At 59.2% G+C, this 18,013-nt stretch carries 17 protein-coding genes; 13 read left to right on the forward strand and 4 right to left on the reverse strand.

The genetic code is table 11. The annotated features are described in order from the left end of the window. Positions 1 to 151: 151 nt before the first annotated feature. Positions 152 to 1,189, reverse strand: a complete 1,038-nt coding sequence (gene epmB, locus QQF73_RS05785) for an EF-P beta-lysylation protein EpmB (RefSeq protein ID WP_219866409.1) — start codon at positions 1,187 to 1,189, stop codon at positions 152 to 154. A gap of 45 nt (positions 1,190 to 1,234) precedes the next feature. Between epmB and efp the strand changes: the two genes are divergently transcribed. Together efp and epmA are read left to right on the forward strand one after the other, a co-directional pair. Then, positions 1,235 to 1,810 carry an elongation factor P gene (gene efp, locus QQF73_RS05790; RefSeq protein WP_219866408.1) on the forward strand — a complete coding sequence of 192 codons (576 nt, stop codon included), beginning with the start codon at positions 1,235 to 1,237 and terminating at the stop codon, positions 1,808 to 1,810. An 8-nt stretch (positions 1,811 to 1,818) separates the two neighbouring features. Continuing rightward, entirely contained in the window at positions 1,819 to 2,787 is a 969-nt protein-coding gene (epmA, locus tag QQF73_RS05795) for an EF-P lysine aminoacylase EpmA (protein WP_219866407.1), read from the forward strand. A 3-nt stretch (positions 2,788 to 2,790) separates the two neighbouring features. Here the strand turns inward: epmA and asd are convergent, their stop codons facing one another. Then, entirely contained in the window at positions 2,791 to 3,645 is an 855-nt protein-coding gene (gene asd, locus QQF73_RS05800) for an archaetidylserine decarboxylase (protein ID WP_219866406.1), read from the reverse strand. 175 nt (positions 3,646 to 3,820) lie between these two features. On the opposite strand from asd, the gene motA reads away from it, so the two are divergent. Beyond that, on the forward strand, positions 3,821 to 4,672 hold the full coding sequence (gene motA, locus QQF73_RS05805) for a flagellar motor stator protein MotA (protein WP_219866405.1): 852 nt from the start codon (positions 3,821 to 3,823) through the stop codon (positions 4,670 to 4,672). 31 nt (positions 4,673 to 4,703) lie between these two features. Beyond that, positions 4,704 to 5,663 (forward strand): flagellar motor protein MotB, encoded by a 960-nt coding sequence (motB, locus tag QQF73_RS05810; RefSeq protein ID WP_285367568.1) that lies wholly within the window; start codon positions 4,704 to 4,706, stop codon positions 5,661 to 5,663. A gap of 15 nt (positions 5,664 to 5,678) precedes the next feature. Here the strand turns inward: motB and rsgA are convergent, their stop codons facing one another. Next, positions 5,679 to 6,734, reverse strand: coding sequence for a small ribosomal subunit biogenesis GTPase RsgA (gene rsgA, locus QQF73_RS05815; protein WP_219866403.1), 1,056 nt, complete (start codon positions 6,732 to 6,734; stop codon positions 5,679 to 5,681). A gap of 117 nt (positions 6,735 to 6,851) precedes the next feature. On the opposite strand from rsgA, the gene orn reads away from it, so the two are divergent. Beyond that, positions 6,852 to 7,394 (forward strand): oligoribonuclease, encoded by a 543-nt coding sequence (gene orn / locus QQF73_RS05820; RefSeq protein WP_219866402.1) that lies wholly within the window; start codon positions 6,852 to 6,854, stop codon positions 7,392 to 7,394. Here orn and queG read toward each other — a convergent pair. Next, positions 7,389 to 8,468 carry a tRNA epoxyqueuosine(34) reductase QueG gene (queG, locus tag QQF73_RS05825; protein ID WP_285367569.1) on the reverse strand — a complete coding sequence of 360 codons (1,080 nt, stop codon included), beginning with the start codon at positions 8,466 to 8,468 and terminating at the stop codon, positions 7,389 to 7,391. The two genes, orn and queG, sit on opposite strands and share 6 nt — an antisense overlap. 148 nt (positions 8,469 to 8,616) lie before the next feature. Here queG and QQF73_RS05830 point away from each other — a divergent pair, with 148 nt between their 5' ends. The 8 genes from QQF73_RS05830 to hflK all read left to right on the forward strand — a co-directional run bounded on the left by QQF73_RS05830 (position 8,617) and on the right by hflK (position 18,012). Beyond that, positions 8,617 to 10,176 carry an NAD(P)H-hydrate dehydratase gene (locus tag QQF73_RS05830; RefSeq protein ID WP_285367570.1) on the forward strand — a complete coding sequence of 520 codons (1,560 nt, stop codon included), beginning with the start codon at positions 8,617 to 8,619 and terminating at the stop codon, positions 10,174 to 10,176. Beyond that, a complete protein-coding gene (gene tsaE, locus QQF73_RS05835) occupies positions 10,173 to 10,670 on the forward strand; it encodes a tRNA (adenosine(37)-N6)-threonylcarbamoyltransferase complex ATPase subunit type 1 TsaE (protein WP_285367571.1) in 498 nt (165 codons plus the stop codon). Before QQF73_RS05830 ends, tsaE begins: the two co-directional genes overlap by 4 nt. A gap of 69 nt (positions 10,671 to 10,739) precedes the next feature. Continuing rightward, positions 10,740 to 12,062 carry an N-acetylmuramoyl-L-alanine amidase gene (locus QQF73_RS05840; RefSeq protein WP_219868048.1) on the forward strand — a complete coding sequence of 441 codons (1,323 nt, stop codon included), beginning with the start codon at positions 10,740 to 10,742 and terminating at the stop codon, positions 12,060 to 12,062. Between the two features lie 20 nt (positions 12,063 to 12,082). Continuing rightward, positions 12,083 to 13,999, forward strand: coding sequence for a DNA mismatch repair endonuclease MutL (gene mutL / locus QQF73_RS05845; RefSeq protein ID WP_285367572.1), 1,917 nt, complete (start codon positions 12,083 to 12,085; stop codon positions 13,997 to 13,999). A gap of 6 nt (positions 14,000 to 14,005) precedes the next feature. Further along, complete coding sequence (gene miaA / locus QQF73_RS05850) at positions 14,006 to 15,049, forward strand: tRNA (adenosine(37)-N6)-dimethylallyltransferase MiaA (protein ID WP_285367573.1); 1,044 nt, start codon at positions 14,006 to 14,008, stop codon at positions 15,047 to 15,049. A 33-nt stretch (positions 15,050 to 15,082) separates the two neighbouring features. Then, complete coding sequence (gene hfq, locus QQF73_RS05855) at positions 15,083 to 15,334, forward strand: RNA chaperone Hfq (RefSeq protein ID WP_218635049.1); 252 nt, start codon at positions 15,083 to 15,085, stop codon at positions 15,332 to 15,334. A gap of 115 nt (positions 15,335 to 15,449) precedes the next feature. Then, on the forward strand, positions 15,450 to 16,748 hold the full coding sequence (hflX, locus tag QQF73_RS05860) for a ribosome rescue GTPase HflX (protein ID WP_219866397.1): 1,299 nt from the start codon (positions 15,450 to 15,452) through the stop codon (positions 16,746 to 16,748). Positions 16,749 to 16,827: 79 nt separating this feature from the next. Beyond that, complete coding sequence (gene hflK, locus QQF73_RS05865; protein WP_219866396.1) at positions 16,828 to 18,012, forward strand: FtsH protease activity modulator HflK; 1,185 nt, start codon at positions 16,828 to 16,830, stop codon at positions 18,010 to 18,012. Position 18,013 lies beyond the last annotated feature (1 nt).

The raw sequence follows: 18,013 nt of genomic DNA on the forward strand, positions 1-18,013 counted from the left end.
ACTGCCGGCTTGTTAAGGAAAACACCGCAAATACGTATAATTGTTTGAACATTACCGGACTCTAAAATAGCAAGCCAGTTACAAAAAGCGAACAAATCACGAGTTCACAATCTTTGACATGTGAAGTTAGGCCAAAAATTTGAGAAGCGCGTCACGGGAACAGGTTAATAGGGGACTTGCCCTCCCGGCCGGGCACCTCCCGCACCAGTTTCGGCACCAGGAATCCTGGCAGCCGGGCCAGCAGCACCTGAACGAGGTTCCGCGCCTCTTCGTCGGCGACATCGTAATGATGCGCGCCCTCAACCGGGTCAAAGGCGTGGAGGTAGTAAGGCAGCACGCCAGCGTCAAACAGGGTTTCGCTGAGCGCTTCCAGCACATCGGGGTCATTGTTTACGCCCCGCAGGATTACACTCTGGTTTAAAAGGGTAACCCCCGCCGCCCGCAACTTGCCCAAGGCCCTTCGGGTTGCGTCGTCAATTTCCGCAGGATGGTTGATATGCAGAACCATGATGACCTGGACCGGGGTCGCAGCCAGCCAGTTCAGCAGTGCGTCGCACACACGCTGAGGGATCACTACCGGCAACCGGGTGTGCAGGCGCAGGCGGCGGATGTGGGGAATGGCGCTGAGGTCAGACGCCCACTGAGCCAGCAGGCGGTCGTTGACAGCGAGCGGGTCGCCGCCGCTGAGAATGACTTCATTGATTTCCGGACTTGCCGACAGGGTGTCGATCACGTGTTGCCGGTCTTCCGGACTCAGGCGCTGGTCCTCATAAGGAAAGTGACGACGGAAACAGTAGCGGCAGTTGATCGCGCATTGCCCGGTAACCATCAACAGGGCGCGACTTCGGTACTTGCGGATCAGGCCCGTAGTCTGGATGGCTCCGCCCTCTTCCAGCGGATCGCGCATGAATCCTGGAACGGTCAGGCTTTCCTGATCCAGCGGAAGTACCTGTTTCAGCAGGGGGTCTTCCGGATCGGATTTGTTGATGCGGTTCAGGAAGGGCTCGGGAACCCGCACGGGGAAAAGCTCGTGCCCGGCCCGAGCGCCCGCCAGCCAGCGCTCGGGTGCCAACTCCAGTCTTTCCAGCAACACCTCCGGTGAGGTAATCGACTCCGAGAGCAATTGCTGCCAGCTTCTGTCGTCATCGGCAAGGTGGGCTTCTATACGGGTGGGGGTTCGCTGTATCATAGCGACCTTTGATTTTTAAACTGCATTTTGTCAGGTGAACATTTCATGGCTTCATATTCTACCAACGAATTCCGCAGCGGTCTTAAGGTTTTGCTGGATGGCGACCCCTGTATCATGCTCGATAACGAGTTCGTCAAACCGGGGAAGGGGCAGGCGTTTAACCGTGTAAAACTGCGGAATCTCATGACGAATCGGGTTTGGGAGCGCACCTTCAAGTCCGGCGAGAGCCTCGAAGCCGCTGACGTCATCGATCAGGACATGGAGTACCTGTACACCGATGGCGAATTCTGGCATTTCATGCTCACTGACGGCTCTTTCGAACAGTATCCGGCCGATGCCAAGGCCGTCGGCGATACCGTCAAGTGGCTCAAGGAGCAGGATGTCTACACGGTCACCCTCTACAATGGCGCGCCATTGATCGTGACTCCGCCCAACTTCGTTGAGCTGGAAGTGGTGGATACCGATCCCGGCATGAAGGGCGATACTGCCCAGGGCGGTTCCAAACCAGCGACGCTCTCCACGGGTGCCGTGGTCAACGTCCCGCTGTTCATCACGATCGGTGAAGTGCTTAAGGTCGACACCCGCTCGGGCGAGTATGTCAGCCGCGTAAAAAGCAGCTGACCCCGGGTATGACCGAGAATCCTGTCTGGCAGCCATCTGCCTCCCAGGCAGTCCTGAAAAGCCGTGCACAACAGTTAGCGTTTGTGCGCGGCTTTTTTGCTGAGCGGCGGGTCCTGGAGGTTGAGACGCCGGTATTGGCCCAGCATGGCGTGACTGACGTTAACCTGGACGGTGTGTTTGCCGACGTTTCGGCCATGGGACGTCGCGGCGGCTGGCTGCAGACTTCTCCCGAATACCATATGAAACGACTCCTGGCGGCGGGGTCGGGGTCGATCTATCAGATATCAAAAGTTTTCCGGAACGGGGAGTGTGGGCGTCGCCACAATCCGGAGTTTTCGCTGCTCGAATGGTATCGGGTCGGATTCGATGATAACGCGCTGATGGCCGAGGTATCGGATCTGGTCTGTGGCTGGCTCGGTTGCCCGCCTCCCCGCCTGCGGTCCTATCGTGAGGCCATGAAGGTTTGGGCCCAACTTGACCCGTTCGAGATCACCGATCGCGACCTGGCGCGTCGATGCGAACAATGGCTGGCTCCCGGGCAGATTGCGGGCCTCGGCCGCGATGGCTGCCTGGATCTGGTGATGAGTTTTGCCGTGGAGCCCCATCTGGGCCAGGACGTTCCGGAATTCATTACCGGTTATCCCGCGTCCCAGGCTGCGCTGGCCCGGGTGTCGGAGGTGGACGGGCATGACATGGCCCACCGCTTCGAGCTCTATATCAACGGTCTGGAATTGTGTAATGGTTACTGGGAGCTGGCTGATGCTGGCGAACAGCGCCAACGGTTCGAGGCGGATAACCAGCTTCGCAGGCGGGCGGGCAAGCCTGAGATGCCCGTGGACGACGCGTTCCTGGCGGCGATGGCCGCAGGCCTGCCGGATTGCGCCGGCGTTGCGCTTGGGCTTGACCGGCTATTGATGCTCAAGGTGGGGACGAAGGATATTTCTGACGTCCTCGCCTTTCCCTTCGCGCGGGCGTAGATCTCAGGCCAGTGTGCCGAAGGCCTCGCCCATTCGCACAGTCTTGCCCGCGTCGAGCTCGTCGTTCCAGGTCACGGCACCTTTCGGCATAACCATGACCACCGTTGAGCCCAGCCGGAATCGACCCATTTCCTCGCCTTTGGCAAACGACCGGGCCTGCTCTCCTTCATAGCCTGTACTGGTGATCAGGCCACTCCCGGGCGCGACAACACCAGACCAGACGGTTTCGACACTGCCGACAATCATCGCGCCCACGAGCACCATCGCCATAGGCCCTGCGTCGGTGTCAAAGATGCAGGCAACCCGTTCGTTGCGGGCAAACAGGTTCGGGACATTTTCAGCGGTCACCGGATTCACCGAGAACAGCTTGCCCGGAATGTAAACCATCTCCCGAAGGGTGCCGGCCACAGGCATATGAATGCGGTGATAGTCCTTCGGAGACAGGTAAATCGTGGAGAATTCGCCCTCTTCGAACGGCTCTGCCCGCTGCTGATCCCCGCCGAGCAGTTCGGTCAGACTGAAAGACTGTCCCTTGGCCTGGAACACCCGGTCACCACTTACCTGACCGAGTTGGCTGATGGCGCCATCAACCGGGCTCACCAGGGTTTTCTCGCCTTCGGCCAGGGGGCGAAGTCCGGGTTTCAGGGCACGGGTAAAAAATGCATTGAAGCTGGAATACGCTGTGGGGTCTGGCTCCGCGGCTTCGCTCATGTTTACGCCGTAGCGGCCGATAAACCATTTGATCACGCGATTCTTGAGTGCCGGTGTGCGGTCATTGTCCGCCAGCCGGCCGGCAAGGCGCGAAACGGCCAGTTGTGGCGTAACGTACTGGCTCAGAACAAACAGCTTGTTAAACATTGAAAAAGGACCCTTAGCGCTCAAAGGCGCGAAGTTTAGCAAAGACTGGTCCTTGTATAGAAATTGTTTCACGGCTTAGCGGTCGTTGCAGAGCCTTGCTATGATCGGGGCTCATAATAATGCGGGCGCTCGTGGCGTTCGCTGATAACCAAAAACCAAGGCGTGCATTCTCCCCATGTTACTGATTATTGGAGCGGTGGTTGTAGTTGCGAGCGTGCTAGGCGGGTATACGCTGCACGGTGGCAACCTGTTGGTTCTCTGGCAGCCCACAGAGATCCTGATTATTTTCGGCGCCGCAATCGGCTCGTTCGTGATCGCCAACCCGTTGCACACGGTCAAGGAAGTGTTCCGAGGTATGCTGCGCCAGCTGACCGGATCACCGTTCAATAAATCCTTTTACATGGATCTTCTCAGCCTGCTGTACGAGGTTTTCGACAAGTCCCGCAAGCAGGGTGTGATGGCCATTGAAGAGGACATCGACAATCCCGAGTCCAGCCAGATCTTCAGTCGGTACCCTGCGATCATGAAATCAAAGGAGCTGCTCGCATTTATTACCGATTACCTGCGCATCATCAGCTCCGGCAACATGGCGACCCATGAGCTTGAAGGCATGATGGAGAACGAGATTGACAGTCGCCAGCACGAGCTGGAGGAACCCTCGCACGCGGTCAACAAGGTTGCCGACGCGCTGCCGGGCCTGGGCATTGTCGCTGCGGTGCTCGGGATCGTGATTACCATGAACTTCCTGTCCGAGGGGCCGGAGCGGATCGGTCTCAGTGTCGCCGCAGCACTTGTCGGTACCTTTCTGGGTATTTTCATGGGCTATGGTTTTGTCGGCCCGATGTCCGTTGCCATGGAACATTCTGCGAAATACGAACTGAAAGCCTACGAGTGCACCAAGTCGGCCATTGTCGCCACTGTGTCCGGTCAGGCGCCACAGATGGCTATCGAATTTGGTCGCAAGGCGTTGCCCACCGACAAGCGCCCCGGCTTCCAGGAACTGAACGATCACGTTCGCTCCAAGTAATATCCGTCCAACACTGATCCGGAGCTGATGCGTGGAAGAACAACCGATCATCATCAAACGCAAGAAGGTGGTTGCTGGCGGTCACCACGGTGGCTCGTGGAAAGTGGCCTTCGCCGATTTTGCGACCGCCATGATGGCGTTTTTCCTGGTGCTCTGGTTAACGGCGACGGCCACGCCCGAGCAGAAGCGAGCAGTGGAAGGCTATTTCCGCGACCCCGTCGGTTTTACCGAGGGAGGCTCGCCCAATCCCGTAGACCTCGAGGGCAGCGCGTCGGTGGTCACCGAAGCGAGTCCCGATATTGAATCCAGCCAGATCCAGATAGAAGACGAAGTGGTGGACGAACTCTCCGAAACCCTTGAGCAACGCCGTATGGAAGAGCTGTTTCAGGAACTCAAGGAGCGGATTGAGCAGAATGAAACGCTGCAGGAGTTCAAGGACCAACTGCTGATCGACATCACGGACGAGGGCTTGCGCATCCAGATCGTCGACCGCTCGGGACGCCCGATGTTCGACAGCGGTCGCGCAGAGCTCAAGTACTACTCCCAGGACATCCTGTTCGAGCTGGCCAAAACCCTCGGCTCGGTGGATAACAAGCTCAGCCTGACGGGCCATACCGATGCGACCCCCTTCAGCGGGCGGCCGGGCTACACCAACTGGGAATTGTCCGCCGACCGTGCCAATACCGCCCGAAGGGCATTGGTGGCTGGCGGTGTCCGGCAGGGACAGATTGCCCGGGTTGTCGGACTCAGTGACTCGGTGCTGTTCGATAAGGAAGATCCGCAAGCCCCGATCAACCGGCGAATTTCCATCATCGTGCTGAACAAAAAGACGGTTAAGGGAATTCAGGACAGTGCCGGCCACAATGATGAGCCGCTTATTGATCTGACCCAGCCTTCGGAAGCTGAGAAGCAGAAAGCGATGGACAAGCTGAAGAGCGGTGATTGGGAGGAAGACAAACCCGACCCGGCTCCCGGCGAGCTGACCTGGTAACCCCGAGAGTGTCGGTCAGTCCAGTTTGAGGCCGCGTGCCTGCTGCTCGCTCATGTCCTGAAGAATACGGTGGAAGCTTTTCAGGCGTTCGGGGCTGATCCGGCCTTCTGCAGCGGCAGCATCAATGGCGCATCCAGGGTCGCCCATGTGCCGGCAGTTGCGGAACTTGCAGTGGCCGATCTCATCCCGTATTTCCCGAAACCCGTATTCGATCTCCTGGGGCGTCATGTGCCAGAGGCCGAATTCCCGAATGCCTGGTGAATCGATCAGATCGCCGCCGATGGGCAGGTGGAAGAGTTTGGCGGTGGTTGTGGTGTGCACGCCTTTGCCCGTGCTTTCCGAAACGGCGCCGACCCGAATGGCCTCATCCGGAATCAGCGTCTGGATGATCGATGATTTGCCGACGCCCGACTGACCGACAAAAACGCTGGTCTGGTCTTTCACCAGTGCTTCAACCTCGGGCGAGGGCCGGTTGCCGGATTCGGTCGCGGAGGTGCGGACAACCTCGTAGCCCAGCGATTCGTAGCGACCCAGTAGGGCATCGATCTGATCCCGGTTCCGGTCAGTAATCAGGTCGGTTTTGTTCAGCAGGATGACGGCAGGAATATCGGTGATTTCCGACGCCACCAGGTACCGGTCGATCAGGTTGTCGTGGGGTTCGGGCTCCGAGGCGATGACCAGAATGATGTGATCAATGTTGGCCGCCACCGGTTTGAGGGCGCCGAAATTATCCGGACGTTGCAGCAGGTTCTGGCGGTCACAGCGGGCGACGATGACGCCCGTCTCATTCTTGCCGGGCCGCCAGACCACCGTGTCCCCGGTTACCAGGCTGTCGATATTGGCACGGACAAAGCAGCGGACTACCTCGCCGGCCTTTTCCCCTTCAAGGGGTTCCACGTCCAGTTGCTGCCCGTAGTGAGCAATGATGAGCCCCTCCTGCTCGGGGCCCAATTCTCCGGCGTCGGCCTGTTCCTGAACGGCTTTTTCCTTCCGGGCTACGCGGGCTGCTCGCTCTTCCTGGATTTTTTTGATTCGGAATTGCTGCTGTTTGTTCAGTCGCCGTTTTGCCATTAAGGACCAGCTGCCAGTATTCGGTGGAGTGAGGTGTCACATCATACGTGAATCGGCCACAATACGCAGAGTATTACCCATTTCCACCATCAAGATACCCGAGGTTAGGAGCTGAGAATGGCAGAAGGTGATCGTTTAGTTTGGATAGACCTGGAGATGACCGGCCTCGACCCGGAGAAGGAACGGATTATTGAGATGGCCACCATCATCACTGATTCGGAGCTCAATGTCGTGGCTGAGGGGCCGGTCATTGCCGTGCATCAGCCTGATAGCCTGTTGGACTCGATGGATGAGTGGTGCACCAACACCCATGGTGCCAGTGGCCTGACCAAGCGCGTGAAAGAAAGCAGCATTGATGAAGCCGAGGCGGAAAAGCAGACTCTGGAATTTCTCCAGCAGTATCTGGAGTCGGGCAAGTCGCCGCTGTGTGGAAACAGCATTGGTCAGGACCGTCGATTCCTCGTCAAGTACATGCCGAAGCTGGAGAGTTTCTTTCATTACCGCAACCTGGACGTTTCCACCGTCAAGGAGCTGGCGCGGCGCTGGCGCCCGGACGTGCTGGCAGGCGTGAAGAAGCAGGGGAGTCATCTGGCACTCGATGATATCCGGGACTCCATCAACGAGCTGCGTCACTACCGCGATACCTTCTTCAAGCTATAGACCGTGCTGCCTCAGGGCCCATTGTACGTGCTCGCGGACCATACCGTTGGGGTGGTCCGCCCGCTGTTTCAGGGCTTCGATGACGGGGATGGTTGAGGGCGCATTGCCCAGGCCCACGGCCAGGTTTCGCAGCCATCCGTCATAACCCGTCCGGCGAATCGCCGACCCCTCTGTCCGTTTCAGGAACTGTTCTTCGGTCCAGAGAAACAGCTCCGCCAGGGAAGTGTTGTCCAGGCCGTGACGTGGCTGGAAGTCGTCTTCGCCGGTGGGTTTGCTGAATTTCTGCCAGGGGCAGACCAGTTGGCAGTCGTCGCAGCCAAACACCCGATTGCCCATGAGTGATCTCAGTTCCTCGGGAATACTGCCCTTGAGTTCAATGGTGAGGTAGCTGATGCAGCGTCGGGCGTCGAGTTCGTGCGCTCCGACGAATGCATCAGTCGGGCACAGGTCGAGGCAGGCAGAGCAGCTGCCGCAGTGGTCCGTTTCGAAGGGTTCATCCACCGGCAGCGGGGCACTGGTAAAAATCTCGCCCAGAAAGAAGAACGAGCCGGCCCTGGGGTGGATCAGCATGTTGTTCTTGCCGATCCATCCCAGCCCCGCGCGCTGAGCGAGCGCACGCTCAAGCACCGGCGCGCTGTCCACAAACGCTCGATAGTCATAACCGCTGACAGCTTCGTCAATCCAGTTCGCCAGAGTGGCCAGCCGTTTGCGGATCAGCTTATGGTAGTCCCGTCCCAGCGCGTATCGGGTCACGTACGCGTTTTCCCGGTTAGTAAGCGCTTCTTTCGGGTTGTCCGGAGCAGGCAGGTAATCCATTCGCACGGAGATGACCCTGGCCGTGCCGGGCACCAGAGATGTGGGTGTGTAGCGCTTGTCGCCGTGATAGCCCATGTAATCCATTTCGCCCTGATAGCCTTTTTCCAGCCAGCGCTGCAGATGCCCGGCATGTGGGCCGGTTTCGGGGAGGGTTATGCCGAGATCTGCAAAGCCGAGTTCATAGGCTCGGTCGCGAATGCGATCAACCAGGTCTGCGAAATCCTTTTCGGTATTTGAGGGGTCAGGTGCTGCGCTCATGGGGCCTGCTGTTCTGAGGCAACTTATTGAAAATCAGTATGCCAAACTTTAATTTGATTAAGTTATGACCTTTTTCCCTGTTTTGCTATGCTTTACAGGTATATGGCCATTTTTCTTAAACCGGTTTCTGTAACGGGAGCGAGGGCTCATGCCGCCGTCCGATGTGAGCAGTCTACCAGACGCATTGTTTTCCGCCGATGCCGTGCGGGAGATCGATCGCTATGTGATTGATCAGCAGGGGGTAGACGGTTTCGATCTGATGCAGCGGGCCGCCTATTCGGCGTTCCGTCAGCTGGTCCGGCACTGGCCTGACCAGGGGCCTGTGCTCGTGTTGTGCGGCGCGGGAAATAACGGCGGCGATGGTTACCTGGTGGCGGCCAATGCGGCACGCCACGGAATCGAGGTGCGGTGTATTGCAGTTGCCCCGACCGGAAAGCTGTCCGGTGATGCCCGCAAGGCCTGGCGGAAAGCGAGCAAAGATGGGGTGCCGGTGCTGGAACTGGGTGACCTGGGTGATTTAGAGCTGGATGAGCTGTTCAGCCAGGCCGGAGTGCTGGTGGATGCGATGCTCGGCACTGGTGTATCCGGGGCACCACGGGAGCCCTTCGCCGGGCTGATCGCCCGCTGCAACAGCGTCGCGGCGCCGGTACTGGCGATCGACCTGCCATCGGGGCTCAATGCCACCACGGGGGCGACAGAAGGGGATGCGGTCAAGGCTGATCTGACGGTGACATTCATTGGCCTGAAGGCCGGTTTGTTTACCGGGCAGGGTGCGGCCGCGTGCGGTTCTGTGGTGTTTGAATCGCTCGATACCGGAGATGGTGTCACCCTGAGTGGGCAGCCGCCGCTGGCGCATCGGCTTGACTGGGGAACAACACGATCCTGGCTGCCGGTACGGGCAGTTAACGCGCACAAGGGGCAATTCGGGCACGTGCTGGTGGTGGCGGGTGATCGCGGTTTCGGTGGGGCCGGCTTGATGGCGGCTGAAGCCGCTGCCCGCTCCGGGGCGGGGCTTGTTTCCCTGGCCACGCGCCCGGAACATGTAACGGCGGCATTGGCCCGCTGTCCCTCGGTCATGGTCCACGGTCTGATTCACGGATCCGAGCTGCCGTCGCTGCTGGAATCGGCAACGGTCATCGTCTGTGGTCCGGGAATGGGCCAGGGGGCCTGGGGGCAGCAGATGCTGGAGCAGGTCGTCGACAGCGGCAAGCCAAGGGTTCTCGATGCGGATGCGCTCAACCTGCTGTCCTCACGTGTCCCGATACTTGCGGACAATCACATACTGACGCCGCACCCGGGAGAAGCGGCCCGGCTGCTGGACTGCCTGGTGCCCGAGGTGGAAGCGGACCGGATTGCTGCTGCCCGAAGGCTGCAGGAAACCTATGGTGGTACGATTCTTCTGAAAGGGGCCGGAACGGTGATTGCCTCAGAGGGAGAGGTCGTCGATATTGTCAGCGGCAGCAACCCCGGCATGGCGACCGGGGGTATGGGAGATGTGTTGTCGGGCATGATTGGCGCGTTGTATGGCCAGCTCGGTGATGCCCGGCGGGCAGCGGGACTCGCCGCCAGTGTTCACCTGGCCGCCGCAAACGTCGCAACTCAGAGCAAAGGGTTCATGGGTCTGATACCCAGCGACGTTATCGACGCCTTACCGACCGTGTTCAGCCAGGCGGAAGTTGGAATTATGGGGAGCCGGGAGGGCTCATGACTATTTTCGGAAATGAGCGGCGCCTGTTCCTGGAAAACGAATCGGAAACCGAACACCTCGGACGCGAGTTGGCCCGGGTTGTTGTTGCGTCGGGCCAGGGGCTTACTGTGTTTCTGGAAGGTGATCTTGGTATGGGCAAAACCACGCTCAGCCGGGGAGTCATGCGAGGGCTGGGGCACGAGGGTGCCGTCAAAAGCCCGACCTACACACTGGTTGAGCCGTACGAACACTTGCAGCCGATGGCGTATCACTTCGATCTCTACCGAGTGGGTGATCCGGAGGAGCTGGAATACATGGGCATCCGGGATTATTTCACGGGCCAGAGCCTCTGCCTGATTGAGTGGCCCGAGCGAGGTAAGGGATTGTTGCCAGAGGCCGACCTTGAAATACACCTTGAGCGCGAGGGCGAAGGTCGCTCGGCGGTGCTCAGGGCGGGTTCTGAGCAGGGGGCAGCCCTGCTGAACCAGTTGGAATTGATCGGGCCCGACCATTGACGGCACCGGGCTATGTCTCTTTTAGAGCAGGACAGCGGCATGAGTAAGCTTGTATCAATCCTAGACAGAATGGCGGGTCTGACGATGGTTCTGATGTTGTCGGCCTCGCTTGCTACCCAGGCGGGTACCCGCGTGGAGGGCGTGCGTGTCTGGCCGGCTCCGGATCATACCCGTCTGGTGCTCGACACCGCCGGCAAGGTTGCCCACAACGTATTCTCACTGCAGAACCCTGCCCGACTGGTCATTGATTTGAAGAATACGGACCTGAAGGCGGATTTTGACAAGCTGGACCTGTCCGGAAGCCCGATTCGCCGGATCCGGAGTGCGCCCCGTAACGGCACGGATCTCCGTGTGGTCCTGGATCTGAACAGCGACATCAAACCGCGCAGTTTCCAGCTTGAGCCGAATGATCAGTATGGCCATCGCCTCGTGGTTGATCTGATTGATGAGGGTGGTCGCAGGTTGGAGAAAGCTGCCAAACCCACAGTGACCCAGAACGCCAATGGCAAGCGGGATGTGATTGTGGTGATTGACGCCGGCCACGGCGGTGAGGATCCGGGCGCAACAGGCCCCCGGGGCACCCGCGAGAAAGACGTCGTTCTCAAAATGGCGAAGACGCTTGCCAGCCTCATCAACCAGCAACCCGGTTACACGGCGAAGCTGACCCGCACCGGGGACTATTACATCGGCCTCCGCAACCGGACCCTGCTGGCGCGCAAGTACAACGCGGACTTGTTTGTGTCGGTGCACGCCGATGCCTTCCGTACCCCCCAGCCGAAAGGCGCGTCGGTTTTTGCGCTGTCGCAGCGGGGCGCTACCAGTGAGACTGCGCGCTGGCTGGCCCAGAGTGAAAATCGTTCAGACCTGACCGGTGGGGTGTCACTGGATGGCCGGGACGACATGCTGGCAGGGGTGCTGCTCGACCTGTCCATGACCGCAAGCATCAACGCCAGCCTGGGGGTGGGCAGCTCCGTGCTGGGTAAACTGGGCAGCGTCGCCAAGCTGCACAAGTCGGGCGTCGAGCAGGCCTCGTTCGTGGTCCTGAAATCCCCGGATATCCCGTCCATCCTGGTCGAGGCCGGGTTTATCTCCAACCCCCAGGAAGAGAAGAATCTGTCGACAGAGTGGTATCGGAACCGGCTCGCCAACGCAATCATGAAAGGCGTAGACGATTACTTCCAGAAAACACCGCCACCGGGCACCTTACTGGCCTGGCAGAAACAGCAGCAGCGGGGTGGTAGTAGTGTCAGTCATTATCGGATACAGCGCGGAGACACGCTCTCCGGGGTCGCCAGGAGGAACCAGACCACCGTCAGTGAGCTGATGCAGTTTAACGGCCTGAGGGATGACCGTGTTATGGTAGGGCAAACCATTCGTATTCCCGCATCCTGATCAAGAGGTTTTCCCGAAACATGCCCCACATTCAATTGCTCTCGCCACGGCTCGCGAACCAGATCGCCGCCGGCGAGGTGGTGGAGCGTCCTGCGTCTGTCGTTAAGGAACTGGTTGAAAATGCCCTGGACGCAGGTGCCGGCCGGGTCGATGTGGAAGTCGAACAGGGCGGCGCAAAGCTTATCCGGGTCAGGGACGACGGCAGCGGTATCGAAGAGCAGGACCTGCCACTGGCGCTCAGTCGCCATGCCACCAGCAAGATTGCCAGTCTCGACGATCTGGAAGCGGTGGCCTCGCTGGGTTTCCGTGGCGAGGCGCTGGCCAGTATCAGCTCTGTTTCCCGCCTGACGCTGACGTCGCGGACGGCGGCCCAGGAGGCGGCTTCGCGCGTGGAAGTGGAGGGCCGTGACATGGATGCCCGCATTTCACCCGCAGCGCATCCGGTTGGTACAACCGTCGAAGTGCGTGACCTGTTCTTCAATACTCCCGCCCGCCGCAAGTTCCTGCGCACGGAAAAAACAGAATTCAATCATGTGGACGAGTGTGTCCGGCGCCAGGCGCTGAGCCGCTTCGACGCCGGATTCACCTTGCGTCACAATCAGAGAGTCGTACAGAGTCTGCGTCCGGCAGAGTCCCCTGTGGATAAGGAGCGCCGAATTGGCGCCCTGTGTGGTCAGCAGTTCATCGACAATGCTGTGTTGATTGATGCCGAGGCAACCGGCTTGCGGTTGTGGGGTTGGGTGGCGTTGCCGACCTTTTCTCGGAGTCAGGCGGACCTGCAGTATTTCTTTGTGAATGGCCGGGTCATCCGCGATCGCCTGGTGGCTCATGCGGTGCGTCAGGCCTATCGGGACGTGCTCTACAACAATCGTCACCCGGCTTTTGTCCTGTACCTCGAGGTCGACCCGGCCACCGTCGACGTGAACGTGCACCCCACGAAGCATGAAGTCCGGTTCCGGGATGGTCGGCTGGTCCACGATTTCATATTCCGCACGCTGCACAAGGCGCTGGCCGATGTGCGCCCGGACGACCACCTGCGTGGTGCGGTTGCTCAATCATTCGGGCGCGAAAACGCGGCTATGCAGCAACCCTCCGTGGCTGGTCCGGGAACGGCTGCCGGAGCGTGGTCCGGGCAGCCTGCAGGTCTGGACTCCGGTCAACCGCCGACGCATACGAATGCCTTCGGGGGCCAGTACTCGGGGCAGTCCCAGCCGCAGCAGGAGTGGCATGCCAGTGACCAGATGGCGTTCTATAACTCGTTGAATGCCGGTGGTGGCGTCGATAATGGCTCGCGGCAGGCGTCAGCCGGTATGGCTGAGGCAATGCCTACGCCTCCGACAGACGGCGACGAGGAGCCGCCGTTGGGGTACGCCATTGCCCAGCTCCACGGCATCTATATTCTCGCCCAGGGGCGGGCCGGCTTGATCGTGGTGGACATGCATGCGGCACACGAGCGCATCACCTACGAGCGGATGAAGCGGGCATTGGCGGAGCAGGATCTCAAGAGTCAGCCTCTGTTGGTGCCTCTGTCGGTGGCCGTAAGCCAGAAGGAAGCGGCGCTGGCGGAGTCCCACGGCGAGGATTTGCAGCAGCTCGGGTTGCAGGTTGAGCGGATCGGGCCCGAGACGCTGGCGGTCAGGCAGGTGCCGGCTCTGCTACGCGGCGCGGATGCCGAACAGCTGATCCGGGACGTTCTGGCCGATCTCATTGAACATGGTCAAAGCGACCGGGTCGAGGCGGTCACTCACGAGCTTCTGGGAACCATGGCATGCCATGGCTCGGTGCGGGCCAACCGCCAGCTGACCATTCCGGAAATGAACTCCCTTTTGCGGGACATGGAAGCCACCGAGCGCAGCGGTCAATGCAACCATGGCCGTCCAACCTGGACGCTGGTGACGCTGTCGGAGCTGGACAAACTGTTCCTGAGAGGGCGCTGATTGATCATGACAGCGCAGAGGAACGAGGCAGAGCAGCGGCCGCCCGCCATTTTTTTGATGGGGCCGACGGCGTCGGGAAAGACGGACCTGGCGATCGAGCTGTGCGAGCGCCTGCCCTGCGACATCATCAGTGTCGATTCCGCCATGATATACCGGGGCATGGACATTGGTACTGCCAAACCATCCGCCGAAGAGCTGGCGCGGGCACCGCACCGGCTGATCGATATTTGTGACCCGGCTGAATCCTACTCTGCGGCGGATTTCCGGCGGGATGCCCTGACAGAAATGGAAAGGATCACCAAAGCGGGACGCATTCCATTGCTGGTGGGCGGCACCATGATGTACTTCAAGGCCTTGCTGCATGGGATGTCCGGATTGCCGGGTGCGGACCCGGAACTGCGTCGGGTCCTGGAACAGGAGGCAAGCCGGAAAGGCTGGTCGGCACTGCATCAGGAGCTTGAGGCAAAGGACGCCGTTGCCGCGCGGCTGATCCATCCCAACAACCGCCAGCGTTTATTGCGGGCATTGGAGGTCATTCGCCTGACGGGCAAGCCCATTTCGTCATTCTGGCAGGCCGAGGGCGCCAGTCTGCCCCAAAATCAAGGGGATGGTGTCGAGGATTACACCTATTTCACCCAATGGCAGGCAGACGAAGTCACTTCGCTTCCGTATACTGTGACGCAGCTCGCCATGGCGCCTGAGGAGCGGCGAGTGCTTCACGAGAGAATCCATCTGCGTTTTATGAACATGTTGGATGCAGGGTTTCTTGATGAAGTGCGGGCGCTGATGGTCAGAGGCGATTTGCACCCTGATCTCCCTTCCATGCGTTGTGTCGGTTATCGTCAGGCCTGGGGTTACCTGGCCGGTGATTATGACTATGACACATTTGTAAGCAAGGGCGTTTCTGCCACGCGTCAGTTGGCGAAGCGGCAGTTAACCTGGCTGCGCAAGTGGTCCAGTGTGCACTGGCTGGATAGCGGGGACGAAGATATCTCTCAGGCAGCCTTGAAAAAAATCGGACTTCGCACCACATTTAACTCTGAAAAATGACGATCTGCATTTACTAAAAACAGGAGAACACACATGTCAAAAGGGCACTCGTTACAAGACCCTTACCTCAATGCTTTGCGCAAGGAACGCATTCCGGTTTCCATCTTTCTGGTCAATGGTATCAAGCTTCAGGGCCAGATCGAGTCTTTCGACCAATTCGTGATTTTGCTGAAAAATACTGTCAGCCAGATGGTCTACAAGCACGCTATTTCCACCGTGGTACCTGCCCGCAATGTTCGCATTCCGCCGCAGGCCCCGGGAGGAGAGGGTGAGTCTGAAGACTGATTTACCCGGCTCGCCGGTACTGTCACCCGCGTCCCTGAAGAGCGTCACCGCTCGGAAGGGCGCGGGTGTTTGTTTTTATGGTTTAACAGTTTGACTGTTTCGGAGCTGAAAACACTTGTTTGAACGTCCAGATGTCGGTGAACGGGCTATCCTGGTCCACATCGATTTCACCTCCCAGCAAGAGACCGAAGATCCCGAAGAATTTCGGGAGCTGGTAACATCAGCAGGCGTTGAGCCTGTGGCTGAAGTCAATGGCTCTCGTAAGCAGCCCAGTCCCCGGCTGTTCGTGGGTGAGGGCAAGCTGGAAGAAATTCGTGACGCCATCAGCGCGAACGAGGCAGATGTGGTCTTGTTCAACCACGCCCTGAGCCCGAGCCAGGAGCGCAATATCGAGCGGGACCTGAAATGTCGTGTGCTGGATCGGACCGGCGTGATTCTCGATATTTTTGCCCAGCGCGCACGAACCCACGAAGGTAAGCTGCAGGTCGAGCTCGCCCAGCTTGAGCATATGTCGACGCGTCTGGTTCGGGGCTGGACCCACCTGGAGCGTCAGAAAGGGGGTATCGGTCTGCGGGGGCCCGGTGAGACCCAGCTCGAGACAGACCGTCGACTGTTGCGCGAGCGCATCAAGTCCATCCACAAGCGCCTGGAAAAGGTTCGTCGCCAGCGCAATCAGGGGCGGCGGGCGAGAAAGCGTGCTGACATCCCGACAGTTTCGTTGGTTGGTTATACCAACGCCGGCAAGTCGACCTTGTTCAACCGAATTACCACTTCCAGCGTATATGCAGCAGATCAGTTGTTTGCGACGCTCGATCCGACGCTGCGCCGGTTGGAACTTCCGGATATCGGCCCGGTCGTAGTGGCCGACACCGTCGGGTTCATTCGTCATCTCCCCCACAAGTTGGTGGAGGCGTTCCGGGCAACGCTGGAAGAAACAACGCAAGCGTCTCTGCTATTGCACATCATCGACTGCCATGACAGCCGCCGGGATGAGAATATCGAGCAGGTTGAAGAGGTGTTGGCGGGGATAGGTGCGGATGAGATTCCCGCGCTTCAGGTATTTAACAAGATTGATTTACTTGATAATTTCACCCCTCGCGTCGAGCGCAATGAAGATGGAATTCCGGTGCGAGCCTGGGTGTCTGCGGTCACGGGTGAAGGCCTGGACGGGCTGTTTGATGCCATAGTGGAACGCCTTGCCGAGGACGTTGTTCACTATTACGTGCTGCTCGGACCGGCTGATGGCAAACTGCGGGCCTTGCTCCACGAAGCGAATTCGGTGTTGAGCGAACAGCACCGGGAAAGTGGTGACGCCGTCGTTGAGGTACGATTGCAGTACCGGGACTGGCGTCAGTTACTGAGCCGTGCCGGAATGAACGAAAATTCGGTCCGTCTCGACGATGGCCCAGCCTGATATTTGGCAGGCTATTGCCGGGACGCTGATAAATCCCTAGTATTTGCAGCCATTCTATAAGTCAGGAACGGAGAGCACTATGGCCTGGAACGAACCGGGTGGAAATCGCAACGACAATGACCCCTGGGGTACCGGCGGTCGTCGCGGCGATGATCAGGGGCCGCCAGACCTCGACGAGGCGCTCAAGAAAGGTCTCGATAAACTGAACAAAATGCTGGGCGGAAAAGGCGGTAAGTCCGGCGGCAGTGGCAGCGGCACCGGTGGTGGCGCGGGGGGCTTTGGGGCCATTCTCGCGTTGGCCGCTATTCTGGTGGCCGGCTATGTGGTCTTCCAGTCTTTCTACACCGTTGACGAGCAGGAACGCGCGGTTGTTCTGCGTTTTGGCGAGTACAACCGGACTGAAAACCCCGGCTTGCGTTTCAAGGTGCCTCTGATCGATGACGTAACCAAGGTGCGGGTGACTAGTGTTCGTACTGCTGAATCCAGCGGTCAGATGCTGACCCAGGATGAAAACCTCGTGACCGTCGATCTGCAGGTTCAGTACCGGGTCGGCGATGCACAGGCCTACGTACTGAACGTTCGCGACTCGAATCAGGCACTGGCTTTTGCCACCGACAGCGCCCTGCGTCACGAAGTGGGCAGTTCGTCTTTGGATGACGTTTTGACCGAAGGCCGGGCTGAGCTGTCCGTCCGGGTCGAACAGCGTCTGCAGCGGTTCCTGGTCGAGTATGGTACCGGTCTGGAGATCGTGCGTGTGAACGTTGAGAGTACTCAGCCACCACCGGCCGTTCAGGATGCTTTCCGCGAAGTTCAGCGCGCACGGGAAGATGAGCAGCGCGTCAAGGAAGAAGCCGAAACCTACCGGAATAAGGTGGTTCCCGAAGCTCGAGGCCAGGCCCAGCGCATGATTGAGGAAGCTAACGCCTACAAACAGGAAGTCATCGAGCGGGCCCGAGGCGAAACCGCGCGCTTCCTCGAGTTGTTGGCGGTTTATCAGAATTCACCGACGGTTACCCGTGACCGCATGTACCTGCAGACCCTGGAAACGGTGCTGTCCAGCAGCAGCAAGATCCTTGTGGATACCGAAAGCAGTGGCAACATGATGTATCTGCCGTTGGATCGCCTGACCCAAGGGAGGCTCCCGCGCAGCGGTGGTCAGTCTTCGGACGGCAGCGGCGACCAGATGGATATTCAGTCCCTGACCGATCAGGTCATCAAGGAGCTGCGTTCCAGGCAGGACACTAATGTACGGAGGAGCAGATAAT

Source organism: Marinobacter albus, from assembly GCF_030238305.1.
Lineage (GTDB): Bacteria > Pseudomonadota > Gammaproteobacteria > Pseudomonadales > Oleiphilaceae > Marinobacter > Marinobacter albus.